The sequence below is a fragment of the Variovorax sp. LG9.2 genome, assembly GCF_035018885.1.
Classification (GTDB): domain Bacteria; phylum Pseudomonadota; class Gammaproteobacteria; order Burkholderiales; family Burkholderiaceae_C; genus Variovorax.
Map to the genome: position 1 here is coordinate 20,605 of NZ_JASJXB010000006.1, position 24,338 is coordinate 44,942.

Annotated in this window: 23 protein-coding genes; 9 read left to right on the forward strand and 14 right to left on the reverse strand. The window is 63.2% G+C overall.

The genetic code is table 11. The features are described 5' to 3' along the window. Positions 1 to 45: 45 nt before the first annotated feature. The 3 genes from QN413_RS07950 to QN413_RS07960 are packed head-to-tail and all read left to right on the forward strand — an operon-like array spanning position 46 to position 4,270. The gene (locus QN413_RS07950; protein WP_323496088.1) at positions 46 to 2,754 is read left to right on the forward strand and encodes a circularly permuted type 2 ATP-grasp protein; all 2,709 of its coding nucleotides are present in this window, start codon (positions 46 to 48) and stop codon (positions 2,752 to 2,754) included. A 22-nt stretch (positions 2,755 to 2,776) separates the two neighbouring features. Further along, the gene (locus QN413_RS07955) at positions 2,777 to 3,787 is read left to right on the forward strand and encodes a transglutaminase family protein (protein ID WP_323496089.1); all 1,011 of its coding nucleotides are present in this window, start codon (positions 2,777 to 2,779) and stop codon (positions 3,785 to 3,787) included. 24 nt (positions 3,788 to 3,811) lie between these two features. After that, positions 3,812 to 4,270: a RidA family protein gene (locus QN413_RS07960; RefSeq protein WP_323496090.1), complete on the forward strand. Its 459-nt coding sequence runs from the start codon at positions 3,812 to 3,814 to the stop codon at positions 4,268 to 4,270. Here the strand turns inward: QN413_RS07960 and QN413_RS07965 are convergent, their stop codons facing one another. The 8 genes from QN413_RS07965 to QN413_RS08000 are packed head-to-tail and all read right to left on the reverse strand — an operon-like array spanning position 4,271 to position 10,985. After that, complete coding sequence (locus QN413_RS07965) at positions 4,271 to 5,320, reverse strand: LacI family DNA-binding transcriptional regulator (protein ID WP_323496091.1); 1,050 nt, start codon at positions 5,318 to 5,320, stop codon at positions 4,271 to 4,273. A 14-nt stretch (positions 5,321 to 5,334) separates the two neighbouring features. Beyond that, on the reverse strand, positions 5,335 to 6,315 hold the full coding sequence (locus QN413_RS07970) for a D-glycerate dehydrogenase (protein WP_323496278.1): 981 nt from the start codon (positions 6,313 to 6,315) through the stop codon (positions 5,335 to 5,337). Between the two features lie 8 nt (positions 6,316 to 6,323). Continuing rightward, entirely contained in the window at positions 6,324 to 7,289 is a 966-nt protein-coding gene (locus QN413_RS07975; protein ID WP_323496092.1) for a sugar kinase, read from the reverse strand. A 16-nt stretch (positions 7,290 to 7,305) separates the two neighbouring features. Beyond that, complete coding sequence (locus QN413_RS07980; protein ID WP_416352155.1) at positions 7,306 to 8,040, reverse strand: sugar phosphate isomerase/epimerase family protein; 735 nt, start codon at positions 8,038 to 8,040, stop codon at positions 7,306 to 7,308. Continuing rightward, a complete protein-coding gene (locus QN413_RS07985; protein WP_323496094.1) occupies positions 8,040 to 8,795 on the reverse strand; it encodes an amino acid ABC transporter ATP-binding protein in 756 nt (251 codons plus the stop codon). The genes QN413_RS07980 and QN413_RS07985 overlap by 1 nt, the downstream gene beginning before the upstream one ends. Further along, a complete protein-coding gene (locus tag QN413_RS07990) occupies positions 8,795 to 9,601 on the reverse strand; it encodes a transporter substrate-binding domain-containing protein (RefSeq protein ID WP_323496095.1) in 807 nt (268 codons plus the stop codon). The genes QN413_RS07985 and QN413_RS07990 overlap by 1 nt, the downstream gene beginning before the upstream one ends. 40 nt (positions 9,602 to 9,641) lie before the next feature. After that, entirely contained in the window at positions 9,642 to 10,295 is a 654-nt protein-coding gene (locus QN413_RS07995) for an amino acid ABC transporter permease (RefSeq protein ID WP_323496096.1), read from the reverse strand. An 18-nt stretch (positions 10,296 to 10,313) separates the two neighbouring features. After that, positions 10,314 to 10,985 (reverse strand): amino acid ABC transporter permease, encoded by a 672-nt coding sequence (locus QN413_RS08000; protein ID WP_323496097.1) that lies wholly within the window; start codon positions 10,983 to 10,985, stop codon positions 10,314 to 10,316. Between the two features lie 158 nt (positions 10,986 to 11,143). On the opposite strand from QN413_RS08000, the gene QN413_RS08005 reads away from it, so the two are divergent. The 5 genes from QN413_RS08005 to QN413_RS08025 all read left to right on the forward strand — a co-directional run bounded on the left by QN413_RS08005 (position 11,144) and on the right by QN413_RS08025 (position 16,901). Beyond that, positions 11,144 to 12,019: a hypothetical protein gene (locus QN413_RS08005; RefSeq protein ID WP_323496098.1), complete on the forward strand. Its 876-nt coding sequence runs from the start codon at positions 11,144 to 11,146 to the stop codon at positions 12,017 to 12,019. Positions 12,020 to 12,195: 176 nt separating this feature from the next. After that, positions 12,196 to 13,464, forward strand: coding sequence for an ABC transporter substrate-binding protein (locus QN413_RS08010; protein WP_323496099.1), 1,269 nt, complete (start codon positions 12,196 to 12,198; stop codon positions 13,462 to 13,464). A 145-nt stretch (positions 13,465 to 13,609) separates the two neighbouring features. After that, the gene (locus QN413_RS08015) at positions 13,610 to 14,491 is read left to right on the forward strand and encodes a branched-chain amino acid ABC transporter permease (protein ID WP_323496100.1); all 882 of its coding nucleotides are present in this window, start codon (positions 13,610 to 13,612) and stop codon (positions 14,489 to 14,491) included. Further along, positions 14,488 to 15,414, forward strand: a complete 927-nt coding sequence (locus QN413_RS08020) for a branched-chain amino acid ABC transporter permease (protein WP_409053809.1) — start codon at positions 14,488 to 14,490, stop codon at positions 15,412 to 15,414. The genes QN413_RS08015 and QN413_RS08020 overlap by 4 nt, the downstream gene beginning before the upstream one ends. Further along, entirely contained in the window at positions 15,411 to 16,901 is a 1,491-nt protein-coding gene (locus QN413_RS08025; protein WP_323496102.1) for an ATP-binding cassette domain-containing protein, read from the forward strand. The genes QN413_RS08020 and QN413_RS08025 overlap by 4 nt, the downstream gene beginning before the upstream one ends. A gap of 24 nt (positions 16,902 to 16,925) precedes the next feature. Here the strand turns inward: QN413_RS08025 and QN413_RS08030 are convergent, their stop codons facing one another. From QN413_RS08030 to QN413_RS08055, 6 genes are all read right to left on the reverse strand, one after another. Then, the gene (locus QN413_RS08030) at positions 16,926 to 17,984 is read right to left on the reverse strand and encodes a tartrate dehydrogenase (protein WP_323496103.1); all 1,059 of its coding nucleotides are present in this window, start codon (positions 17,982 to 17,984) and stop codon (positions 16,926 to 16,928) included. A 25-nt stretch (positions 17,985 to 18,009) separates the two neighbouring features. Next, a complete protein-coding gene (locus QN413_RS08035; protein WP_323496104.1) occupies positions 18,010 to 18,900 on the reverse strand; it encodes an NAD(P)-dependent oxidoreductase in 891 nt (296 codons plus the stop codon). 60 nt (positions 18,901 to 18,960) lie between these two features. Further along, on the reverse strand, positions 18,961 to 19,620 hold the full coding sequence (locus QN413_RS08040; RefSeq protein ID WP_323496105.1) for an aspartate/glutamate racemase family protein: 660 nt from the start codon (positions 19,618 to 19,620) through the stop codon (positions 18,961 to 18,963). 34 nt (positions 19,621 to 19,654) lie between these two features. Next, the gene (locus QN413_RS08045) at positions 19,655 to 21,160 is read right to left on the reverse strand and encodes a sugar ABC transporter ATP-binding protein (RefSeq protein WP_323496106.1); all 1,506 of its coding nucleotides are present in this window, start codon (positions 21,158 to 21,160) and stop codon (positions 19,655 to 19,657) included. A 49-nt stretch (positions 21,161 to 21,209) separates the two neighbouring features. After that, the gene (locus tag QN413_RS08050; protein ID WP_323496279.1) at positions 21,210 to 22,157 is read right to left on the reverse strand and encodes a sugar-binding protein; all 948 of its coding nucleotides are present in this window, start codon (positions 22,155 to 22,157) and stop codon (positions 21,210 to 21,212) included. Between the two features lie 80 nt (positions 22,158 to 22,237). Beyond that, positions 22,238 to 23,152, reverse strand: coding sequence for an ABC transporter permease (locus QN413_RS08055; protein WP_323496107.1), 915 nt, complete (start codon positions 23,150 to 23,152; stop codon positions 22,238 to 22,240). A 253-nt stretch (positions 23,153 to 23,405) separates the two neighbouring features. Between QN413_RS08055 and QN413_RS08060 the strand changes: the two genes are divergently transcribed. Continuing rightward, a complete protein-coding gene (locus tag QN413_RS08060) occupies positions 23,406 to 24,317 on the forward strand; it encodes a LysR family transcriptional regulator (protein WP_323496108.1) in 912 nt (303 codons plus the stop codon). The last annotated feature ends 21 nt before the right edge of the window (positions 24,318 to 24,338 follow it).

The window sequence follows — 24,338 nt, forward strand, 5'->3', positions numbered from 1 at the left end:
GTGGTCACTCCATCAAAGTGAGCGCGATGTGACAATCCACAGTCTGTGGAACCTCTGAACGAATCTCTCTTCGGCGCGCAAGCGCTCGAATCACCCGCCGCGCTTGCCTCATCGCTTGCGCCTGCGGCCGCGCCCGGTCATTACGATGAGTTGCGAGGCGAGGCCACGCGGCCGACGCCGGCGCGAACCGTCAACCCGCCGCCCGGCGCACCGCTGTACGACACGGCGTCGGCTCAGCCCGCGCCTCCAGTGCCGGCGCCTGAAGAAGCCGCAGGACCGCAAGACAAGCCGCCGCTGACACCGGCCTGGGGCAAGTTTTTCGAGAACCTGGGTTCAGGCAGCTTCAGCGACCTGCCGCGCCGCGCCGTCAGTCTTGAACGGCAGATTCGCGACAACGGCGTCACTTACAACGTCTATGCAGACGCCGACGGTCCGCAGCGGCCTTGGTCGCTCGACCTGTTTCCGCTCATCGTCTCGCCCGAAAGCTGGGCGCAGATCGAGGCCGGCGTGCTGCAACGCGTGCGCGTGCTCGATCGCGTCATGGCAGACGTCTACGGTCCGCAGCAATTGCTGGCAGAAGGCTTGTTGCCGGCGGCGCTGGTGCGCGGCCATCCGGGCTACCTGCGGCCGATGCACGGCGTCAAACCGCCCGGCGATACATGGCTGCACATCACCGCGTTCGATCTCGCTCGCGGCCCCGACGGCAACTGGTGGGTCGTGTCGCAGCGCACGCAGGCGCCTTCAGGCCTCGGCTACCTGCTCGAAAACCGGCTCGCGATCTCACGTCAGTTTCCGCAGGCGTTCGAAGCGCTCGACGTGCAGCGACTGGCTTCGACCTACAGCGCAATGATGGAGGGCCTGCAGGCCATGTGCCCCGCGGGCGCGCCGCCGCACATCGCCCTGCTGACGCCCGGCCCGTACAACGAAACCTACTTCGAGCACGCGTACCTCGCGCGCTACCTCGGCGTAACGTTGGTCGAAGGCAGCGACCTCACCGTGCGCGACCAGCGGCTCTATCTCAAGACCTTGCAAGGCTTGCGGCCGGTGCACGGCCTCATCAAGCGGCTCGACGACCAATACCTTGACCCGCTCGAACTGCGCCCCGACTCGACGCTCGGCGTACCGGGCTTGCTACAGGCTATTCGCGCCGGCAACCTTCTCGTCGCCAACATGCCGGGCTCGGCGTTCCTCGAATCGCCGGCGCTCCTTGGGTTCTTGCCCGCACTGGCCCGTCGGCTCATCGGCGAAAAGCTGCAGCTCCCCGCCTTGCCGACCTGGTGGTGCGGCGAGCGCGCGGCCATGGAAGCCGTGCTGCCGCAGCTTGGCGATTGCGCCATCAAGCCCACCTACCCCGGCTCCAACGCGCACACCACCTTCGAGGCAGTGCTCGGCAGCCAGTTGGGTCGCCGCGAGCTCGACGAATGGGCCGGCCGCATCGTGCGACAGGGCGAAGCGCACACCGTTCAAAGCTACCTTCCGCTGTCGCAGATGCCGACCTGGACGGCCGACCTCAGCCCCGGCCACATCGCGCCGCGCGCCATGCTGCTGCGCGTCTTCGCAGTGAGCGATGGCGCCCAGTCCTGGCGCGTACTGCCAGGCGGCCTGGCGAGGCTCACCGGCTCCAACGCGCAAATCGCATCGATGCAGCGTGGCGGCAGCAGTGCCGACGTCTGGGTTCAAACGCACGGCGAGGTCGACCGGACCACCCTGCTGCAACCGCACGCCACGCCCGCGTCGCTGGCGCGCCATCGGGCCCCGGTCACGAGCCGTGCCGCCGAACACATGTTCTGGTTGGGCCGCTACACCGAACGCGCCGAAAACGCCGTGCGTTTGTCGCGCCTCACCCTCGATCTGCTGCGCGGCGAAGACCAGTCATCGCGCCCGCTCCTCGCCTGGCTGCATCGCCTGGCGCTGCGCAATGCACTGGTGCCACGCGACGTTCCAAGCGCTCCCAAATCGCGCCGCGTGTTCGAACGCGCGCTCATCGCCGAGTTGGGCAACGTCGACAAAGGCGGAAGCGTCGGCTTCAGTCTCCGCTGCATCCGTGAATCGGCCGCCGCAGTGCGAGAACGTCTGTCGCAAGATCACTGGAACCAGATCGTTCGCGCTGAAGACGAATTCCTGCGCCGCAGCGTGGAGCAGGCGGGTGAAGTCGGCGAAGGCAGCTACGCCACCGGCGCGGCCATGCGATCACTCGAAGCCGCCAGCGCAGCGCTCGCAGCCATGACCGGCGCGCAAACCGACCGCATGACGCGCGACGATGCCTGGCGCCTGCTGTCGATCGGTCGCCACATCGAGCGGCTGGGATTCCTGTCGAGCGCACTCGCATCCGGCTTTGCGAACGGCGCCGTCCACGAGATCAGTGGTTTCGAAGCGATGATCGCCCTGTTCGACAGCACCATCACTTTTCATGCGCGCTACCAGCAGCGCCGCGATGTTGCAACGATGGTCGACCTGCTGGTGCTCGACGGGGACAATCCGCGCTCGCTGGCATGGGTCACACAGACGCTGCGGGGCCGCATTGCAAAGTTGGCCGGCAGCGCACCGGGCAAGCTGAGTGCCCTTTCCTACGAGCTGCCCGACCCCGCCAGCTGGACGCTGGAACGCATGTGCGAAGCCGGCGCCGAGGCCCAGTACCCCGCCCTCGTGGACCTGTTCGGCGCGTGCGAGCTGGCGGCTTACCATGTGTCGGACGCGATCGGCATTCGCTACTTCACCCTGACGTCCGAATCGCTTCGCTCCGTCGGAGCCTAGCCGGAACGCACCGGAGCCAAACATGCTGCTGCACGTCACCCACGAAACCCGCTACGACTACACGCCGCCCGTCGAGACGGCGCAGCACCTTGCGCACTTGAAGCCGCTCGCCACCGCGTCGCAGCGGCTCGTGAGCCACACGCTGCGCATCACGCCCGAGCCGGCGCAACGCAGCGAGTTGCCTGATTTGTACGGCAACGCACGCGCATTTTTTGCGCTCGATTCGACGCACGACGAATTGGTCGTCATCGCTGAAAGCGTGGTCGATACGAAGACCCCCGTGCTCTCGCCGGCCGTGGCACGCGACCTGGCTTGGGAAGCGGTCCGCGAGCGCTTCATCTACCGCAAGGGCACGACCTTCGATGCCGCCTCGGACTTTGTCTTTCCGTCGCCTTACGTGCCGCGTCACGACAATTTCGCGGCCTATGCACGGCCCAGCTTCGTGCCCGGCCGGCCGACCTTCGACGTCGCGATGGACTTGACGCAGCGCATGTACCGCGACTTCGACTACGAGCCTGAAAGCACCGAGATCAACACGCCCGCGGTCGAGGCACTGGCGCAGCGCAAAGGCGTCTGCCAGGACTTCGCGCACATCATGATCGCGTGCTTTCGCACGATGGGTCTGCCGGCGCGCTATGTGAGCGGCTACCTGCTCACGCAACCACCGCCCGGCAAGGCCCGCCTCATCGGCGCCGACGCTTCGCATGCCTGGGTATCGGTGTACCTGCCGGGCCGCGGCGACGGCGCGGGAAGCGCTGGCGACTGGGCCGACTTCGATCCCACCAACGGTCGCCAGCCTGGCGAAGACTATGTGACGCTGGCGCTGGGCCGCGACTATTCCGACGTGTCTCCGATGCGCGGCGTGCTGCACGGCGGCGCCAGGCATACGCTGCATGTCGGCGTGACGGTGCAGCCTGCCGAAGAGTTGCGGGAGCGCGAAGCGAAAGCGGCTGCTGCACTCGCTGCCGCCGGTTCTGCGTCTTCATCCCAATCTCAATCTCAATCTCAATCTCAATCCCAATCGCAGCGCTGACGCTGCCCTTCTTTCGGAATCCCCATGAGCGTTTACGACAAACTGACCCAACTCGGCATCTCCCTGCCAGCCGTCTCCGTGCCCGCCGCGGCCTATGTGCCCTTCGTGCAAACCGGCAACCTGATCTTTCTGTCGGGTCACATCGCCAAGCAAGACGGCAAGCCATGGGTCGGCCAGCTGGGCGTCAACATCGGCACCGACGAAGGCAGGAAGGCGGCCCGCGCCATCGCCATCGACCTGCTCGGCACCCTGCATGCGGCAGTCGGCGATCTGAACAAGATCACGCGCATCGTCAAGGTCATGAGCCTGGTCAATTCCGCGCCCACCTTTACCGAACAGCATCTGGTCACCAACGGCGCCAGCGAGCTCTTCGCGGAAGTCTTTGGCGCCGTCAAAGGCGCGCATGCGCGCAGCGCGTTCGGCGTGGCGCAGATCCCGATGGGTGCTTGTGTGGAGATCGAGCTGATCGCTGAAGTAGGCTGATCAGCCCGCCACGCGCAGCGAAGATCCTCGCACCACCAGCTCCCCCGGCAGCAACAACTGCCGCGGTGCCGAATCAAGCCCCTTCAACCGTTCGATCAGACAATTCGCTGCCGCGCGGCCGATCTCGTCGGTCGGCTGCGAGATGGTGCTGAGTCCCGGCCCGATCAACGAGGCCCAGTCCGGGTCGTCGAATCCCACGAAGCCGATGTCGCGTCCGAACTGCAGATCGAGCCGCGCCATCGCCTGCGCCACGCGCAGCGTGACGACTGCGTTGCCGGCAATGACTGCGGCACCTTTGCCAGAAGTTGTTCGCTGACCCCGCATGGCGCGCTTGCGCAGTGCACGCAGTGCTTCGTCGAGCGCTGCACCTCCATCTCCTACGCTCTCGAAGACTTCTCCCGCTACCTTCGGCTGGTGCGCGGTCATGCAGGCGCCGAAAGCCGCTGTGCGCTCGCGCCGTGAACTCACGCCCTTCGACGGTTCGGTGATGTAAAGCAATTCGCGATAGCCGCCATCGACCAGATGCCCGCAGGCAGCTCGCATCGCAGAACGGTTGTCGAGTGAGACGAAGTCGGTGTGCATGCCCGCGTGCCGACGGTCGACCAGCACCGCCGGTTTGCCATGCAGCGCATCGGCATCGACCAGACCCGCGCCGCGGCCCAACGTATTGAGGATGAAGCCGTCGACCTGGTACCCGGCCAGTGCATCGATCGCCTCGCGCTCCCGATCGACGTCGTTGCCCAGGTTGAACAGCATCACGAGGTAGCCAGCGTCCTGACAGGCCTTCTCGGCGCCGCGCAACACCGCCACCGAATAGGGGTTGGTGATGTCCGCGACGATCAGGCCGATGAGGCGCGAACGACCGCGGCTCAGCGCTTGCGCCATCGGGCTCGGCGAATAACCGAGCGCGGCGATGGCGGTTTCGACGCGCGTCGCGATGTCGGGGCTCAGCAATCGTTCGCGGTGATTCAGAAAGCGCGAGACCGTCGCTTTCGAGACGCCCGCCGCCGCTGCCACATCGGCGATGGTGGATTTGCCGGGGCGCTGCAAGGAAGCCTTTGCGGTCAACCTGCGGCCGTGTCGTACGCGGCAGTCGGCTGCTCCCCCGCCAACGCCTGCAGCAAGTTGGTAGTGGCCAGCGCAGCCATCGCGTGTCGCGTCTCGTGCGTGGCCGAGCCGATGTGCGGCAATGGCGTGACGCGCGGATGCGTGCGCAGCGGTGAATCGAGCGGCAGTGGTTCTTTCGCGAACACATCGAGCCCGGCTGCACGAAGGCTGCCTTGATCGAGTGCGGCCAGCAACGCGGCCTCATCGACCGTTGCGCCGCGGCCCACATTGATGAAAGCCGCACCCGGCTTCATGCGCGCGAAGAACTTCGCATCGATCATCCCGCGCGTTGCATCAGACAAAGGCAGCATCGCCAGCACGATATCCGACTGCGCGAGCAGCGCATCGAGCGGCGTGTGGGTGGCGCGGCCTTGAAGTTCCGGTGCTTGCGTAGCAAGGTCGACCGCGCGGCGCGAGTGATACAGAACCGGCATGCCGAAGCCGAGCGCCGCACGACGCGCCACCGCTTGACCGATGCGCCCGAAGCCGAGGATGCCGAGCGTCTTGCCGTGCACGTCGTAGCCGAACAAGTCTTCGCCCACGCTGCTCTTCCATTGCCCATCGCGCACCAGATTCGCCAGCTCGACCACACGCCGTTGCGTGGCCATCAACAACACGAACACCGTGTCCGCCACGGTTTCGGTGAGTACGCCGGGGGTGTGGCACAGCACGATGCCGCGCGCATTCAGCTCGGCCAGCGGGTAGTTGTCGACGCCGACCGAAATGCTGGAAATCACCTCGAGTCGCGGTGCTGCATCGAGCAGCGCCGCGTCGACCGGATGGCTGGCGCCGATGAGTCCGTGCGTCGTCGGCAGCGCGGCGTTGAACACGTCGGGCAGCGTGCGCGGATCGGCCACCGTCACTTCATGCGCCGCTCGCAGACGAGCCAGTTGATCTTCGGGGAGATCGCGAAACACCAATACGTTCTTGCGCGTCATAGTCACTGTCACAGTCCTGCCTCATTGAGTTGTGCCCGCGTCGGCAGGCCTTCGGTATCGCCCAGCACCTGCACCGCGCGCGCGCCGATCCAGGCGCCGCGACGGACGGCCTCCGGCACGCTCTTGCCTTCGAGCAGCGCGCTGACGACACCAGCGGCAAAGCCGTCACCGGCGCCTACGGTGTCGATCACTTCCGCCACGGGAAAACCTTCGATGCAGCCCGTGCCGACCACGTCACTGTCGTAGTAAGCGCCCTGGGCACCGAGCTTGACCACGACCAGTTTCGCGCCGAGCCGGCGGTAGAACTTAGCGATGGCTTCCGGCTCGGTTTCGCCGGTCAGGAGCAAGCCTTCTTCCAAGCCTGGCAAGACCCAGTCGGCACGCGACGCAAGCTCGTTGATCCAATGCCGCATGGCCTCGGTCGAAGTCCAGAGCGTCGGCCGCAGGTTAGGGTCGAAAGAGATGCTGCGGCCTGCCGCGCGCATGACGTCCATCGTTTTCAGCGCAGCTTGCAGACTCGTGTCGGAGATGGCGGCGAAGACGCCGGTGGCGTGCAGATGTCGCGCCGATCGCAGCCATGCCTCGTCGACATCGGCCGACCCCATCTGGCTCGCAGCCGAACCCTTGCGGTGGTACTCGACCGGCGGATCGCTGCCGTCGGTCACGCGACCTTTGAACTGAAAGCCGGTGCGCTGTGCTGCGTCGCAAATCACATGCGAACAATCGATGCCCTCGCCCTTCATGGCCGCAATCAGGTAGCGCCCCATCGAATCGGTGCCGAGCCGGCTGGCCCAGCCGACCTTGAGTCCGAGGCGCGCCAAACCAATGGCCACGTTGGTTTCGGCGCCGGCGGTACGCTTGTAAAAAGACTCGGCGTTCTCGAGGGGACCGGGCCGGTCGGCGACCAGCAACAGCATCGCTTCCCCGAACAGCGCGACATCGAACAGCGGGATGTCGAGGGCAGCGTCTGTCATGCGGATTCCAGTGCGCTCACAACGCGCGGACGAACGCGATCTGCTCGCGCGCCACGGCCAGCAGGTCGTCGCCCGTCAGCGGGTATTCGATGGCGCGCGGCACATCGGCTGGCAAGACCCGGAACAGCGCACGCCAGGGTGCTGCGGATTCAGCGAGCGGCACCGCCACCCACTTCGCAGGCAGCCGTTGCACGCCTTTGCAATGGACATAGCGCACGCGTTTGCCGAGCGCCTTGGCCGCCTCGATCGGACATTCACCGACGTAGTGCCAGTTGCCCATGTCGAATGTCATTCCGAGTGAAATGCCGGCGGTCTCCGCCGCATTGAAGAAGGTCATCAAGGCCGGCAGCGAGCCCGCCGACACGGTCTGGTCGTTCTCGATCAGGAGCTCGATGCGCGTCTCGGACAACTGCACCTTCAGGCCCCACAGCGATCCGTGCGAGCTGGCCCGAAAGTCACCGATCGACATCTTCAACCGCTTGGCACCGAGTGTGGTCGCTGCCGCGATGCCGCGACCCAGCGCGGCGCTGTCGAGCCAGCCGCCTTCGGCCCACAAGCCTTCGGGACTCGAGTAGACCGAAGCCAGGCCAGCCAGTGCAGGCAATTCAGTCGCCGCATCGCGCAGCATTTCGCCGCGCACTTCGACCGAATCCGCACCGGCGGATTTCGCCAACTGGGCGTACCACAACTGACCATGGCGGCCGACTTCGGCAGCGCCGAAAGACGACAGCGAAACGAGAACGGTGGACATCAATGCGCCTGATTCGAGCTGAGGATCTGTCCGAGAAACTGCTTGAGCTTTTCGTTCTTCGGGTTGCCGAAGAATTCGGCGGGCGGCGCTTGTTCGAGGATCTTGCCGTCGGCCATGAAAATCACGCGGTCGGCCACGCTGCGGGCAAAGCCCATCTCGTGCGTGACGCACAGCATCGTCATGCCGTCGTCGGCCAGGCTGATCATGGTGTCGAGAACTTCCTTGACCATCTCGGGGTCGAGCGCAGAGGTCGGCTCGTCGAACAACATGATCTTCGGCGTCATGCAGAGCGCGCGCGCAATCGCCACGCGTTGCTGCTGGCCACCCGACAACTGGCTCGGGTACTTGTGCGCCTGCTCGGGGATGCGCACACGCGTGAGGTACTTCATCGCGACTTCCTCGGCTTGCGGCTTCGTCATGCCGCGCGAGCGCATCGGCGCCAGCGTGCAGTTTTGCAAAATCGTCAGGTGCGGGAACAGGTTGAACTGCTGGAACACCATGCCGACCTCGGCCCGCACCGCATCGACGTTCTTGCCGCCGGCCGTGAGGTCGATGCCGTCGACGACGATCTTTCCCTTTTGCACGGTCTCGAGCCTGTTGATGCAACGAATCAGCGTCGACTTGCCCGAGCCCGAAGGCCCGCACACCACGATGCGCTCACCCTGCTTCACGTCGAGGTCGATGTCGGTCAGCACCTGGAAAGTGCCGTACCACTTGTTGACCGCTTCGATGCGGATGATCGAATCGACCGCCATCACTGCATCTTCGGCAGATCGACGCCCAGCCATTTTCTATACAGCTTGTTGAGTTCGCCGTTTGCGGTGTTTCGCGCAACGAACTCGTTCAGGTTCTTCAGCAGATCGTCTTGCCCGAGTCGCATGACGATGCCCATGAATTGCTGGCGCACCACGAATTTCTCTTCGAATGTGTTGGCAGGCACGCGCTTGGCGATTTGCGCTGCAACGGTGGTGGGGCAGCCGATGGCGTCGACCTGGCCCGAGATCAGCGCCTGCATGGCCGAAGCATCGTCGTCGAAGCGGCGGATCTCGGTACCTTCAGGTGCCACTGCCGACAGCGCCACGTCCTGCGTACTCGCACGCGCCACGCCAACGCGAATCCCCTTCAGATCGGCTGCGCTCTTGATGGGTGATTTGACCGACCCGTAGAGAACGATGGTCGCGGCCGAATATGGCGACGAAAACTGAACCTGCTTCGACCGTTCGGGCGTGATGGCGAGCACGGCGACCAACACATCGACCTTGTTGGTCAGCACATAGGGAATGCGGTTCGGGCCGGTCACCGTCACGGTGTTGACCTTGACGCCCCAGTCCTTGCCAAGCAACTTGGCCACGTCGGCGTCATAGCCATCGGGCTGATTCTGGACGTCGGTGGTCGCATACGGCGGTACGTCGACCATCACCCCGATGGTGATCTCGCCCTTCTTCTTTATGTCGGCCATGGACTGTGCAAACGCGAGCGGAGAAAAAGCGACAAGCGCGGCGCCAAGACCCAATGCGGCCATGGCACCCGTCAAAGCGCGGCGAAAAATAGGATGGGACATTCGTTATCTCCTAGGTATGTGAATGTGATTGGACTGGGAATCAGCGCGTGAAAGTACGGGCACCCCGGCGCTCGATGCGAGCCGCCAGCAGCGAAAGCGGCCAGCAGATCGCAAAGTAGATGACCGCCACGACCGAGAAGACAACGAGCGGCTGGAAAGTCGCACTGTTGATGATCTGGCCGGCGCGCGTGATCTCGGTGAAGCCGATGATCGCGGCCAGCGATGTGCCTTTGATGATCTGCACCAGGTAGCCAACCGTCGGCGCCAAAGCGATCTTGAATGCCTGCGGCAACACGACGTCGCGCATGCGGGCGACGTACTTCAGGCTCAACGCTTCGGCCGCTTCACGCTGACCGCTCGGTACCGCCTCGATGCAGCCGCGCCAGATCTCGCCGAGGAAGGCGGCGCTGTTCAGGATCAGTGCGACACCTGCGGCGATCCACGGGTTGATGTCGAAGCCGAGCACCGGAGCGCCGAAGAAGATCAGGAACAGTTGCAGCAGCAGCGGCGTGCCCTGAAAGATCTGGATGAACACGGTCGACCCGCGGCGCGCCGCCATCGAGTCCGACGTGCGCATCAACGCGATGATCAGGCCCAGAACGGCGCCGCCGATGAAAGCGATGAGCGACAAGGCCAGCGTCCAGCGCGCCGCCTCGAGGATGAACATGAATTCGGGAAATCCGAAGGTACGCATGGTCGTGGTGCCCCTGCCTTACCGGCGGTCCGGATAGTTGAGCGTGCGCTGATAGATCAGCTTGAACAACGCCGAGAAAGCGAGCGCCAGCAGCAGGTAGATCGCAGCCACGACGATGTAGATCTCGAAGCTGCGAAAGGTCTGCGACTGCAGGTTGGCGGCGACAGAGGTGAGGTCGTCCGCCGAGATCACCGACACCACCGCCGAACTCAGCATCAGCAAAATGAATTGGCTGGTGAGCGCCGGGTAGATCGCCTTCAACGCTGGCTTGATGATCACGAAGCGAAAGATTTCCCACGCCTTCAGGTTGAGCGCGCGGCCCGCTTCGATCTGTCCCTTGGGAATCGACTCGATGCCAGCGCGAATGATCTCGGTCGCATAGGCGCCGAGGTTGACCACCATCGCCACCAGCGCGGCGGTTTGCGGCGACCAGCGCAGCCCGATGGCCGGCAGCGCGAAGAAGAAGAAAAAGAGCTGGACGAGGAAAGGCGTGTTGCGAATGACCTCGATGTACGCATTGATCACGAAGCGCAGCCAGCCCGGACCGGAGGTCTTGCCCCATGCACAGAAGATGGCGACGACCAGGCCGAGCACGGTCGCGATCAGCGACAGCTGGATGGTGATCCAGGTGCCCTTGAGCAGCAGCGGCCATGCCGCGAACACTGCATCGAACTGGAATTGATAGTTCACTCGTGCGACCCGCGTGCGACGGGTTTCGTTTCCACGAAGCGGATTGTATGAAACCGGTTTCAGGCGACCATCAGGGATTGCCCTAGTCACCCGTTGGCGTGACGGGGCACGCAGGCCTAGACTTGCGAACGCCCCAAGACACAGACGAGACCGAACCCATGCCACACACGCCCACCCGCCTGAATTTTCCCGCCCGTCGCTGGGCTGCCCACGCGAGCGCAGCGGCTTTCGCCTTGGTCGGCCTCGCGGCCTGCGTGGCGCCGCCCGCGCGAGGACCGGACCAGCCGACACTCTCACCGGACCGCATCGCGCAGATCGTCTCCAGTCCCGACCGAAGCGAAGCGGACCGCCGCAACGACGCACGACGCAAGCCGCAGGAAATGCTGGCTTTCATCGGCGTGTATCCCGGCATGGTGGCGCTGGACCTGAGCGCCGCCGGGGGCTACACGACCGAACTCATCGCGCGCGCAACGGGCCCGACCGGCCGTGTCTACGGACAGAGCCCGCCGCGTCCGCCGAGCAGTCGGCCCGCACAACCGGAAGGCGCTACCGGGCCCATGCCAGCAGCCGTTGCAGGCGCCGCGCCGCGGCCATCACCGATGGCGCTGGCCGAACGCGCAAAGAACCCGAATGCGTCCAACATCGTGGCGGTCGTCCGGCCGTTCGAGGACCCCGTGCCACCGGAACTCGCATCGAACGGACTGGACCTGGTCACGCTGATGTTCAACTACCACGACTTCGGTCATATGGGCGTCGACCGCGCGGCGGTCAACCGCGCCGTCTTCGCTGCCCTGAAACCCGGCGGCGTCTACGTCATCGCCGACCACGCGGGGCGGCCGGGTACGGGCATTTCAGAAGCGGGCACGCTGCATCGCATCGAAGAGAGCTTCCTGCGTAACGAGGTCGAGCAGGCCGGATTCAGGTTGGCCGCCGAGGGCAACTTCATGCACAACCCAGCCGACGCACGCGACAGCAACACGCCACCGCCACCCCAATCCAAGGACGAATTCGTGCTCAAGTTCGTCAAGCCCTGAAGGTGCAGAGCCAAGGCGCCACAACGTCTCCTTTCAGAACCCTGTTCCAGGACGTTTCTGCGAGGCGCTAAGGCGACCCGCTCTAAGGGAAAGTCCTTGAGACCGTCTGCGGGTAGCGTTGAACAATGGACCCGTTGACCTCGCCAACATCCAAAACAACATCGAAGGCACTTGACATGGCACGACGTACTGCTTTGCTTTATTCACGCGCATTGCGCAACCGCTGGCTTCCGGTCGCGCTCACACTGTGCGCAACCGGCGGCGCCTCGACGCTGGCGGTGGCGGCCGACACCATCAAAATCGGCGTGATCGCCGAGGCGCAGGCCATTGCCGGCGCGTCCATCCCGCAGGCAGCGCAACTGGCCGCCGACGAGATCAATGCCAAAGGTGGCATCGACGGGCGAAAGATCGAACTCGTCACTTACGACGACCACAGTTCCTCCGCCGATGCGGTGCGTGCGTTTCAGCGCGCGGTGAGCGAAGACAAGGTGGTGGCCGTGATCGGCAGCTACATCAGCGAAGTGGTGCTGGCGCTCGAGCCCTGGGCGGCGCGCCTGAAGACGCCCTTCATCACGCCAGGCGCCGCCTCCAACGAGATCAGCCTGAGCGTGCACAAGGACTACGAGAAGAACAAGTACACCTTCCACGGCTACCTGACCTCGGATGCGCTAGCCAACTCGGTCTGCGATGCCGCCAAGGACGTGCTGGTCGATGGCATGCACATGAAGACGGCAGTGATCATGAGCGAAGACGCAGCGTGGACCAAGCCGCTCGATGTCGCCTACGAGGCCTGTCTGCCGAAGGTCGGGCTGAAGGTGCTCGACCACATCCGCTTCTCCCCGGACACCACCGACTTCACGCCGATCTTCAACAAGATCGAAGGCGTCAAACCGGACGTCATCATCACCGGCATCTCGCATGTGGGGGTTCAGCCGACGGTGCAATGGAAGACGCAGGAGGTGCCGATTCCGATGTTCGGGATCACCTCGCAGGCCTCCAGCAGCACGTTCTGGAACGATACCAACGGGGCGGCCGCGGGCGTTGTTTTGCAGGCGGTGTCGGCACCTGACGCACCGATGACGCCGAAGACGATTCCCTTCGCCGATGCCTTCAAGAAGCGCTTCGGCAACTTCCCTTCGTACGCCGGATACACCTCTTACGACGAGGTCTACTTCATTGCCGATGCCATTCATCGCGCCGGCTCGACCGATGCAGACAAGTTGGTCGCGGCACTCGAAAAAACCGATTGGGAGGGCACGATTGGTCGCGTCCAGTTCTACGGTCAGGCCGATACATTCACCCACTCCATCAAGTACGGCAAGGGCCTGATCACCGGACTGATGTCGCAATGGCAGGACGGCAAGCAGGTCACGGTGTGGCCGAAAGAGCTCGCGAAGGGCAAGCTCAAGTTCCCCGCTTTCGTCAAGCTGAACGCCAGCAACTAGCCGAGGCGATCCCGCCGCCGATGCCGATGCCCGTGCCGGTGCAAAGGCGGGCGGTTCGCAAGCTGGGCGTCACGCGCCTGATTGCACGGTTCGCTATTTTTTCCGCTCATTACCCAGACCAGCCGGTCACGGCGGTCCACGCTCCATGACTGCCCTTCAAATTCTGATAGATGGCTTTGCCATCAGTGCGCTCTATGCCCTAGGCGCGACCGGCTTCACCCTGATCTTCGGTGTCTCCGGCGTACTTAACCTGTCGCACGGCGCGATCATGGTGTCGGCGGCGGTGGCCGCATGGGCGGCCGGGAACGTGCTTCACCTCGACAGCTATGCGGGCGCGCTGGTCGGTCTGGCCACAGCGCTGCTGGCGGCTTTGGCGACCTACTTCCTGATCGTCAAGCCGATCCAGCGCTCCAAGCGGATTGCGACCGAAGAGAAAGAGATCTTCATCCTCACCGCCACCTTGCTGTGGGGAATCATGCTGCAGGAGCTGGTGGCGTATTTCTTCACCAACAACGCCAAGACCGTGATGCCGATCGTCGAAGGCGTGATCTCGATCCTGGGCGTGAGAACACCGAAGAACGAGATCTTCACCGCCATCGTCTGCTGGGGCGTGATCGGCATGCTGTGGCTCTTCGTCAACCGCACGAAGATGGGCAAGGTGGTGCTGGCGGCTTCGATGAATCCACGCGGCGTGACACTGCTGGGCCATGAACTGACGCAGGTGTACATCGTGGTCTGGGCCATCTACGGCCTGCTCGCAGGGATTGCCGGCGTGCTGCTCGGCATGTTTCTCGGCGTCAGCTCGTACAGCGTCGGGCCGCTCACCGCGAGCGCCTTTTCGATCGTGGTGTTGGGCGGCCTGGGCAGCGTGTCCGGCTCGCTCATCGCCGCCTACGTGGTCGGCTATCTCGAAACCATGACGGCCTACCTGATCTCGCCGGCTTACCGCACGGTGCCGGCGCTGCTGCTGCTGATCGTCGTGATGTACATCAAGCCGCAAGGTCTGCTAGGGCGGCGTGCGTCATGAGAGCGCTCGTGACATCGCGCTTCTTCTGGATCACGCTCGGGATCCTGGTGGTCGCCGCCACGTTGCCATGGTACGTGTCGGCCTACATCCTCGGCTTGCTGACGGTCGCCTACTATTTCGGCGTCTTCGCGATGAGCTGGGACCTGCTGTTCGGGTTTGCCGGCGAGGTCAATTTCGGCCCGACCTTTTTGATCGGCGTTGGTGCGTACACGGCCGGCATCCTCAACCACCAATACGGCCTGTCGGTGTATCTCTGCATCGCTTGCGGTGCCGCCGCTTCCGTGCTGGCTGGCTTCGTGCTGGCGTTGCCGGCGCTGCGTTTGCGCGGGCCCTACTTCGGACTCACGACGCTGGTGGCGGTGCTGATCCTGCAAAACTTCGTGGTCGTCTTTGCCGACCTGACCGGTGGCGAGATCGGCCTCACGATCCCGGATGTGCTGACCATCGACGCCGGTGCCAACTACTGGATCGCGCTGGGCTTCATGGCCGTCAGCGGCGCCATCCTGTATGGGCTGGCGCAATCGCCCGTCGGCCTGATCCTGCAGGCCAGCGGCCAAGACCCGGTGCAGGCCGGTGCGTTGGGCTTCAACATCGTCAAGCACAAGCTCGCCGCGTTCATCGTCAGCGCCTTTTTCTCCGGGCTGGCGGGCGCCTTGCTGGTGTTCTACATGGGCACGGCCTCGGTCAGCACGGTGGTCGACGTGGCGGTCGGTGTCCAGGTGATCGTGGCCGCGGTGCTGGGCGGACGCCGCACCGTGCTCGGTGCGGCGCTGGGTGCGGTGTTCCTGATCGTGGCCGGCGAGTTCCTCCGGCCGGCCGGCGAGTTGGCGACCTTCATCGTCTCGGCCGTCGCGCTGTTGGCCATCCTTTTCTTCCCGAACGGCTTCCTGGGTTCCGTGCTGTCGCGAGGCACCCGATCGTGACACGCACTGTGACCGCAGCGGCGCCGCAACCCCTCCTCCAGGTCCGCAAGCTGACCAAGCGCTTTGGCGGCCTGATCGCCGTCAAGGACCTGAGCTTCGACCTCGCGGCCGGCGAAATCCTCGGGCTGATCGGGCCGAACGGGTCGGGCAAATCGACCGCCATGAAAAGCATCATGGGGATCGAGCGCCCGACCGATGGCCAGGTGCTGTTCCATGGCGACAACCTTGCCGGTCTGCCGGCACACAAGATCGCGCGTCGCGGCTTCGGCATGGTGTTCCAGCACTCGCGGCCGCTGAACCGCCAGACCGTGCTCGAGAACATCATGGTGGCGCTGCTCCCCGACAGCCTGCTGAAGGTGTTTGCCGATCGCTCGCTGAAAGAGCGAGCCGAAAAAATCGCCGAGCGGGTCGGCCTCGGTGCCGTGGTCGACCGGCGCCCGCCCACGCTGCCCTTCGCCGACCTGCGGCGCCTCGAACTGGCCAAAGCCATCGCGCGCGATCCGCAAGTCGTGCTGGTCGACGAACCGTTTGCCGGCCTGACGCTCGCCGAGGTCGGCGCCTTCTCCGACCTGATCCGCAGCTTTCGCGACGAAGGCCGCGCCGTGCTGCTGGTCGACCACAACGTCAAGAGCGTGTCTTCGCTGGTCGACCGCGTGCTGGCGATGTACCTGGGCGAAGAGATCGTCACCGGTCGTGCAGAGGAGGTGCTGCAGAACGAGACCGTGCGCCGCGTCTACCTCGGCGGCGCGATCGAGACATCGGCCCGCCCGGAGACCAACTTCGCGGACCAGAGGCCGCTGCTGCAGGTCGAGAATCTCAGTGTTTACTACGGCAAGGCGCAGGCACTCGACACCGTGTCAATCCATGTTCACCGGGGCGAATTCGTATCGGTCGTCGGCCTCAACGGTGCGGGCAAGACGACGCTGTTCAATGCGATCTCGGGCTTTGTGCCCTACGCCGGCGAGATCGTTCGCGACGGTGTCAAGCAGCGCGGCCTGACTCCGGCACGCATCGCCCGCAGCGGCCTCGTGCAATGCCCCGAGACGCGCGAGCTGTTCGGCGAAATGAGCATCCGCGAGAACCTCGACCTCGGCGGCCAGCACCTGCCGGACGTTGAACGGGCTGCACAACTGGCGTGGCTGTTCGAGCTCTTTCCGATCCTGCAGTCGCGCCAGACGCAGATGGCACAGACCCTGAGCGGTGGGGAACAACAGATGCTGGCCATCGGCCGTGCCCTGATGATGAAGCCGGAAATCCTGATCCTCGACGAGCCCACGCTCGGCCTGGCGCCGGTGATCCTGGAGCAGTTGTCCAAGGCGCTCGAAAAACTGCGTCAGACCACATCGATCACCGTGCTGCTGGGTGAGCAGAACGTGACCTTTGCGTTGCCGCATGCCGACCGTGTCTATGTGCTGGAGCACGCGCGCATCGTCTGGGAGGGTGACCCTGCGCGCTTCGCCAAAGAGGCGGGCGCGAACTACCTGTAACGGGCTGCGCGGTCGGCCTGAAGCTCAGGCAGTCAGGGCACGGCACACGGCCGCCGTCACGCTGCGCGTTGTCGCTTGGCCGCCAAGGTCTGGCGTGTGCTCGCCGGTCGCAGTGGTCGCCTCGATGGCATGCATCAGCCGCTGTGCCGCCCTGGCTTCGCCGAGGTGCTCCAGCATCATGACGACCGACCAGAACGTCGCGATCGGATTGGCGATGCCCTTGCCTGTGATGTCGAATGCCGAGCCATGGATAGGTTCGAACATCGAAGGAAACTGTCGTGAAGGATTCAGGTTGGCGGTCGGCCCGATGCCCAGACTGCCCGACAACGCGGACGCCAGGTCCGACAGGATGTCGGCATGCAGGTTGGTTGCCACCATCACGTCGAGCGAGTCCGGCTTCAACACCATGCGGGTGGTCGCCGCGTCCACCAATTCCCGGTCGATCTTGACCGTCGGGTAGTCGCGCGCAACCTCAAAGAAGATCTCGTCCCACATCACCATGCCGAAGCGCTGCGCGTTCGACTTGGTGACCAGCGTCAGATGACGGCGCGGCCGCTGACTCGCCAACTCGAAAGCGAAGCGGTGGATACGCTCGACGCCGACTCGGGTGAACACCGCCGTCTCGGTTCCGACTTCGATCGGCAAGCCGCGGTGCGCCCGGCCGCCGTGCCCTGCGTACTCGCCTTCAGAGTTCTCGCGGACGATGACCCAGTCGATGTCGTCGCCTTTGTCCAACGGACTGCTGACGCCGGGCAACAGCCGCGCTGGCCGCACATTGGCGTATTGGTCGAAGGCCTGCACGATCGCCAGTCGCAAGCCCCACAGCGACACATCGTCGGGTACGCGCTGGCTGCCCACCGCACCGAAAAGGATGGCGTCGAAAGTCCGCAGTTGCTCCAGCCCGCCGTCGGGAATGTAGTGACCATGCAGCAGGTAGTTCTCGGAGTTCCAGTCGAAGGCCTGGATCGCCACGCCGAAGCCACCGTCGGTCGCGGCGCACACACGCAGTACCTCCAGGCCGGCCTCGATGACTTCGGGCCCGATACCATCGCCGGGAATAGCTGCCAATCTGTAGTCGTGCATGCAAGGCTCCGTATATCGTGCGAAGTCAGCTGACGTGGCTGCGCCAGTTGTGCTGCTGCTTGAAGCCGAGCAGGCGCTTGATCTTCTCGTTGCTCAAGAGCGTTTCGAACTCGCCCAACTCCTTCTTGAGTGGCACCGTCGGATAGAAACGTTTGAGCAACTCGGCGGTCGGCAGGTCGGAAGAGACATCGTCGGCAGCAACGTTCATTACCTGAAAACCCAGCCCGTCCGTGTCGACGGCCAGACGCGAAGCCGTTGCAAGGTCGCGCGCATCGATATAGCTCCAGGTAATCCGGCGTCGGAACCCGGGATCCTTGAAGTACTCGGGAAATTTTGCGTACTCGACCGGGTCGATCACGTTGCCGATGCGCAGGCAGTAGATGTCCGAGCCGGTGCGCGCATGGAACGCCTTGGCCGTTGCCTCATTGATGACTTTGGACATGGCGTAGCTGTCCATCGGATCGACCGGATAGTCCTCGTCCAAGGGCAGGTACTCGGGCATGCGGTAACTGTCCGCGAAGACAATGCCGTAGGTGGTCTCGCTCGACGCGATGATCACCTTCTTGATGCCGTACTTGGACGCTGCATCCAGCACGTTGTAGGTGCTCATCACATTGATGCGAAAAACCTCGTTGTCCGGGTGCGTCATGATCCGCGGGATCGCCGCGAAATGAATGATCGCATCGATCGGCTCAGGCTTGATCGAGGGGCTGAATTCGTGGCGCACCGTCGTGCTGCACAGCGCGTTGAAGACCTGGCCCGCGTCGGTCAGGTCGGTGATGACGGTGCGTGCCGCCGAGTCCTTGAGCACGGTGCGATCGAGGTTCATCACGCGGTGCCCGTGATCGAGCAGGTCCTTGACGACCCACTTGCCAGCCATGCCGCTGCCGCCTGTCACGATGATATTTTTTGACATGTCGATGCCTTCTTCAGAATGTTGTTGGTCGGTTAAAAAGTAACAAAAGCGGCAGTGGACTCAAACAAGCGTTTCGAGCAAGGCGCGCACCGCCTCCACGCCGCTGCGCGGAGACGACAGCACGGGCACTTTCAGGTCACCGAGCGAGCTGGTCAGTCGCGCCATGGAGGCCTGTGCCAGGACGATGACATCGACCTTGTCCACCAGCGACAGAATCGTCCGCCGTACGACTTCGTCGTGTGCCTCGGTCTTGCCTTCGAGCAAAGCCTGGAAGGCGCCCTCGGCCAACCCCTCGCTGATCTCGATCTGTTGGCCGGTCTCCTCGGCCTTGGCCCGGATCAGCCGGATGGTCGGCTCCAGCGTCGTACGGACGGTTGCCACCACACCGATGCGGGGCCCCAGGGCAACGGCGCGTTCGGCCATCCTTTCGTCGATCTTGACGACCGGAATCGAAAGCCCCGCACGCGCAGCCGTGGCCGCTTCCCCTACCGATGAACAGGCATTGAGGATGGCGACTGCGCCCATCTTCTGCCCCTCCTGCATGTAGGTGAGGATGCGGCCGGCAACCGCCTCGGTCAGATGACCTGCTGCGATCACGTCGTTCAGCAGGCTGTCGTCGACGATATTGATCACACGCACGTCGGGCAACAGTTCCTGAAACTGCTGTTTGATCGGTTGCACGGTTGCGGGTCCGGTGTGGACGACTGCGACGGTTTTCATGGTTCAACTTTCAAATGGATTGCAAAGAAAATATTCAAGCTGCGGCGGCTTCCATCACCGAAGTTTGCGATGCGTTTTCACGACTCAACTCTGCGACGATGCGGCCTTCCCGCACGACGGTCACACGATCGCTGATCGCCAGTACTTCGGGCAAGTCGGAGGACACGACGATGATCGCCATCCCGCGGCTGGCGAGCTCCTGAAGGAGCTTGTGGACATCGGCTTTCGCGGCAATGTCGATGCCGCGCGTCGGTTCGTCGACGATGAGGACTTTGGGCGAGCGAGCAACCCATTTCGCGATCACGATTTTTTGCTGGTTACCTCCGCTGAGCTTGTCGGATCTCTGTTCGACGGTCGGAGTTTTTATGCCGAGCCGGCGCACGAAAGTCTGACAACCCAGCGCTTCGGCAAGACGATCGATAAAACTCAGCTTCGTATAGCTTTCTAGGTGGGTCAGGCTGAAGTTCTCGCGCACTGTCATACCGAGCACCAGTCCATCTTTTTTGCGGTCTTCGGTGACAAAGCCAATACCGTTGTCGATCGCGTCGCGTGGACTCCGGATAGCCACAACCTGGCCCCCGATGGCCACCGAGCCGCGATGCGGACGAAGGCCGAAAACCATTTCCATCATCTCGGTGCGCCCTGCACCAATCAATCCGAAGAACCCCAGGATTTCGCCCTCATGAACCCGAAAGCTGTTGCCCCCGACCGCACCCGACTGGGTAAGCCGGTGATTCAGGTCCAGGCCTTTGACTTCGAGCGCCACTGTCCGAGTGGCATGACACTCGTACTCGCCGTAGAGGTCGCTGTGTTCGCGGTCGACCATCATTCGCACCAGTCGGGTGCGATCGATATCGCCGACGGCGAGGGTGCCGACACTTTGCCCGTCGCGCAGCACTGCAACGCGGTCTGCAATGTCGAAGATCTCTTCAAGCCGGTGCGTGATGTAGATGACGCCGATACCGTCGGCCTTGAGCTTTCGAATCGTCGCCTTCAGGGCCATGGCCTCATGGTGACTGAGGGAGGCGGTCGGCTCGTCCATGATGACGATCTTGGAGCGATTCGAAATCGCCTTGGCGATTTCCACCATTTGCTTTTGGCCGACGCTGAGTCGACCTACGCGGGTGGTGGGATCGAGCGTGATGCCCAGCGTATCGAGCAGGCCGCGTGCCGCCGCGTTCATGCTGCGCCTGTCGAGAAAACCAAGCCGGTTGGTTATTTCTTTGCTCAGGAAGATGTTCTCTGCAATCGTCAGGTTGTCGACGACGGACAGCTCCTGGTAAATGATGCACACGCCGAGGTCCCGCGCGTGAGCCGTGCCGGTGAGCTGCGGCACGCGCTTGCCGTCGATCCAGATCTCTCCGCCTTCGTCCGGCTGGTAGACGCCGGTCATGATCTTCATCAAGGTGCTTTTGCCAGCGCCGTTCTCGCCAGCGATAGCCAAGACCTCTCCACAGGCCACATCGAGGCTGACTTGACTCAAAGCCTTCACTCCCGTGAAGGTCTTCGATATATTTTTGACCTGCAGAAAAGATGCCACGCGCGACTCCGGAAGACAAAGGCCCGCGTCGGGCCCCTGTCGACGCTGGTTACTTGGTGTAAGACCCAAGGTTCTGACTCGTCACGACGTTGACGCCGGTGTCAACGTTGGACGAAGTCGTTTCCTTCCCGCTGATCTGATCGACCAGATGTTCGACCGACAGCTTGCCCATGGTGACCGGACGCTGGACCATGATTCCCTGGATGTAGCCCTCCTTCACACCCTTGATGGTGTCCGGCAGATCATCAAACGCAAAGACTTTGACCGTGTTCTTTTTGGCGGCGAACTCCTTGGTCGCCATGACTTTGGAGACTGCCGGACCACCGACCTGGCTGACACCGAAGATTCCCTTGAGCGCAGGATGGGCGCGCATGATCGATTCGGTCGTGGCGACAGCCTTTGCCAGATCGTCTTCGGTGCCTTCGGTGGCGACGATCTTGATCTTCGGATACTTGCCTAGCGCCGATTTGATTCCTGCAATGCGCTCGTTCAGGTTCACCGCACCGAGTTGACCCGTCACCACAGCGACTTCCCCTTCGCCATCGAGTGCCTTGGCCATCGACTCACCCATCGTCTCACCCGCTGCGGTATTGATGGTGCCGATATACATCGACCGTCCGCTGTTAGGAGAGTCCGAATCGAAGGTGACGACCTTGATGCCACTCGCAATGGCCTTCTTGATGGCAGCTTCGACCGACTTCGGCTCATTCACCGAGATGGCAATGCCATCGACCTTCTTGGCGATCAGATCTTCAAGGATTCGCACTTGGGTCGAGCCCTGCGTGTTTTGCGGCACTACCCACTGGTACTGAACACCCAGCGCTGCGGCCGCTGCCTTGGCGCCGGTATTGCAATCATCGAAGAAGGGTACCGCCACCTTGGGGATCACGGCGATCTGCAGATCCTTCAGGTCCTTTGCGAATGCGCTGGTCTGAGATGCCAGCGACAGGGGCAAGGCAAGAACGGCAACTTGAATTAGCGAAAGAATTTTTTTCATGATGTCTCGTAGTTTTTGAGTTTGAAGATTCGGGCTGGTTACCTTGCGGCCCAAAGTGGGCCTCTGTTTGATCGGCGGGGTTAGTTCTCCTTTGCTCCATGGCGCCAAACATCGATGCTCACGGCGATGAGGATGACCGCTCCAGTGATGGCCTGTTGCGCATAGGTATTGATGTTCATCAGCACTACGCCATTTGCAATGATTCCAGTGAGGGCGGCGCCAATGACGGTGCCCTGCACGCTGCCCACGCCGCCCGCGAGGCTGGCGCCGCCGATCGCAGCGGCGGCAATCACGTCGAGTTCGACGCCGAAGCCAGAGGCCGGCTCGGCCGACAGAAAGCGAGAGAACGCGACGATGCCAGCCAGGGAAGAGATGGCTCCGGACAGCGTGTACACGATGAGCTTGGTGCGGGCGGTGTTCACGCCGCTGATCCAGGCGGCATGCTCGTTGCCGCCGGTCGCATAAACGTGCCGGCCGAAGGTCGTATAGGACATGACCACGGAGAAAACGATCGCCAGCACGACCATGATCACCACAGGTGCCGGCACGCTGCCAAGGTAACCCTGTCCGATCTGGTTGAATATCTCCGGAGTCTCGGGCGTAACGGGAACACCCTTGGTGACGATGTACATCAGGCCGCGTCCGATACTCAACGTGCCCAGCGTCGCGATGAAGGGCGGCAAGCGCCCGACAGTCACCAGCAAGCCATTCGTCATTCCGAACGCCACTCCGACACCCAGCCCGCACGCCACACTGACGACAGTCGAAAAGCCGTGCTGAAAAGCCAGAGCGGTGACCAGACCCGCAAGTCCCATTACCGAGCCGACCGAAAGATCGATGCCCCCGGTGATGATGACCATCACCATGCCGATCGACATGATCGCGGTTGTCGAAAATGAGCGGAAGACGCCCATGAGGTTGTCGCTCGTCAGAAAGTACGGCGTCGCCATCGCAATGCCCGCACTGACCAGCACCAAGGCTATCAGCACGCTCATTTCACGGGCGCGTGTGAGACTCAGCAACGCCCGCCCTATCGCAGGCAGCGTCCACCGGCTCGGCGGGTTCAATCCAGCTTCCACTTTGTCTCCTGGCATTGCTCTTATGGCTGAAGGGACGGGCGGGGCTCCGCATCGTTCTCCTCCACTCGCAATGCAGATCGCGAGCAGTGCAATGTAGGGTCATCGGTACGGCGCTACGCTCCCGTGAAAGCAATCCTTTGTTAACTTCAAGTCAAGAATGCAGGCAACCATGCTGACGGATATCCAGCCCGGCGATCTGGGGTTTTTTTCGACTCTCGCCGCTTCGGGGAGCCTCACGGCAGCAGCGCGCGAGCTGGGAATTTCACCGCCGGCGGTGAGCAAACGACTTTCCCAGATGGAAGCTCGGCTCGGCGTGGCACTGGTCACCCGGACCACGCGGCGAATGAGCATGACTCCAGAGGGAGAAATTTACCTGGAGCACGCGCGCCGCATCCTCGGAGAAATCGATGAGCTGAAGCAGTTGCTCGGTAGTGCCAAGGTGACGCCCAAGGGGCTGCTGCGCGTCAATGCGACCCTGGGCTTCGGTCGCTGCGAGGTGGCGCCGATCATTTCAAAATTTGCACGCAAGTACCCGTTGGTCGAGGTACAACTCCAGCTCTCGGTCAATCCACCGCTGATAACCGACGACGTCTTCGACGTGTGCGTGCGCTTTGGCGAGCCGCCCGACTCGCGCGTCATCGCCCGCCGCCTCGCCAACAACCGGCGCCTCCTGTGCGCAGCGCCCAGTTACATCGCGCGCCACGGACAACCCAAGACTCCACAGCAACTGACCACCCACAATTGCATCGGTATCCGGCAAGGCGATGAAGCCCATGGCGTCTGGCGACTCAGCAGTGGCCGAGGTGAAAGCCGTCGAACCGAGTCGATCAAAGTACGCGGAAACCTGGTGACCAATGACGGAGAGATTGCCGTTAATTGGGCGCTCGAGGGGCATGGCATCCTGATGCGCGCACAGTGGGACGTCGCCCGGCACCTGCGCAGTGGTCGCCTGGTGGAGATCCTGCCGACCTTCGAGACGCCGGACGCGGATATCTTTGCTGTGTATCCGCAACGGCATCAACATTCCCCGAGGGTGCTGGCCTTCGTGGAGTTTCTGGCCCAGTCGCTTTCTGCGCGCTGAGGTGCCTTTTTTCAACAAAAC

Excerpts from the sequence above, each read along its gene's own strand:
- QN413_RS08055 (WP_323496107.1), bottom strand. The coding sequence starts at position 23,152 with ATGAGCGTGCTGATAGCCTTGGTGCTGGTCAGTGCGGGCATTGCGATG.
- QN413_RS08015 (WP_323496100.1), top strand. The coding sequence starts at position 13,610 with ATGACTGCCCTTCAAATTCTGATAGATGGCTTTGCCATCAGTGCGCTC.
- QN413_RS08040 (WP_323496105.1), bottom strand. The coding sequence starts at position 19,620 with ATGAAAACCGTCGCAGTCGTCCACACCGGACCCGCAACCGTGCAACCG.
- QN413_RS08030 (WP_323496103.1), bottom strand. The coding sequence starts at position 17,984 with ATGCACGACTACAGATTGGCAGCTATTCCCGGCGATGGTATCGGGCCC.
- QN413_RS07970 (WP_323496278.1), bottom strand. The coding sequence starts at position 6,315 with ATGACGCGCAAGAACGTATTGGTGTTTCGCGATCTCCCCGAAGATCAA.
- QN413_RS08035 (WP_323496104.1), bottom strand. The coding sequence starts at position 18,900 with ATGTCAAAAAATATCATCGTGACAGGCGGCAGCGGCATGGCTGGCAAG.
- QN413_RS07975 (WP_323496092.1), bottom strand. The coding sequence starts at position 7,289 with ATGACAGACGCTGCCCTCGACATCCCGCTGTTCGATGTCGCGCTGTTC.
- QN413_RS08005 (WP_323496098.1), top strand. The coding sequence starts at position 11,144 with ATGCCACACACGCCCACCCGCCTGAATTTTCCCGCCCGTCGCTGGGCT.
- QN413_RS08010 (WP_323496099.1), top strand. The coding sequence starts at position 12,196 with ATGGCACGACGTACTGCTTTGCTTTATTCACGCGCATTGCGCAACCGC.
- QN413_RS07980 (WP_416352155.1), bottom strand. The coding sequence starts at position 8,040 with ATGTCCACCGTTCTCGTTTCGCTGTCGTCTTTCGGCGCTGCCGAAGTC.
- QN413_RS08050 (WP_323496279.1), bottom strand. The coding sequence starts at position 22,157 with ATGAAAAAAATTCTTTCGCTAATTCAAGTTGCCGTTCTTGCCTTGCCC.
- QN413_RS07985 (WP_323496094.1), bottom strand. The coding sequence starts at position 8,795 with ATGGCGGTCGATTCGATCATCCGCATCGAAGCGGTCAACAAGTGGTAC.
- QN413_RS07960 (WP_323496090.1), top strand. The coding sequence starts at position 3,812 with ATGAGCGTTTACGACAAACTGACCCAACTCGGCATCTCCCTGCCAGCC.
- QN413_RS08060 (WP_323496108.1), top strand. The coding sequence starts at position 23,406 with ATGCTGACGGATATCCAGCCCGGCGATCTGGGGTTTTTTTCGACTCTC.
- QN413_RS07955 (WP_323496089.1), top strand. The coding sequence starts at position 2,777 with ATGCTGCTGCACGTCACCCACGAAACCCGCTACGACTACACGCCGCCC.
- QN413_RS07995 (WP_323496096.1), bottom strand. The coding sequence starts at position 10,295 with ATGCGTACCTTCGGATTTCCCGAATTCATGTTCATCCTCGAGGCGGCG.
- QN413_RS07990 (WP_323496095.1), bottom strand. The coding sequence starts at position 9,601 with ATGTCCCATCCTATTTTTCGCCGCGCTTTGACGGGTGCCATGGCCGCA.
- QN413_RS08020 (WP_409053809.1), top strand. The coding sequence starts at position 14,488 with ATGAGAGCGCTCGTGACATCGCGCTTCTTCTGGATCACGCTCGGGATC.